The following is a 236-nucleotide window of genomic DNA, read 5'->3' as shown; positions in this document are numbered from 1 at the left end:
TTGACTCTGAAGTCCGATTACTCGATTCGCCGTAGTCGCGTGGGCTCGGAGTTGTGTATAAGATACAGGTTTATTATCGGCTACAATGGGATGATTGATTTAGCTATACGTTCTGGCCACATTCAAAGCATTTATGCACATGCTGTATATGAAAATGATGAGTTCGAATCTGAGCTTGGCTTGCATCCGGGGTTAAAGCATAAGCCATCGTTTGGTGAACGCGGTGCATTTATTGG

The 236-nt window shown here is 44.1% G+C and carries 1 protein-coding gene; it reads left to right on the top strand.

Features of this window, described 5'->3' with window-relative positions; all coding sequences use genetic code 11:
- A partial coding sequence (locus tag JDS80_RS31105; protein WP_199640844.1) for a recombinase RecT occupies positions 1–236 on the top strand: 236 nt, incomplete at both ends.

Origin of the sequence: Bacillus cereus group sp. N8, assembly GCF_016483685.1 — a bacterium.
GTDB classification, from domain to species: domain Bacteria; phylum Bacillota; class Bacilli; order Bacillales; family Bacillaceae_G; genus Bacillus_A; species Bacillus_A proteolyticus.
Note: the sequence above shows the minus strand (reverse complement) of the source record. Positions and strands in the feature narration are given on the sequence as shown.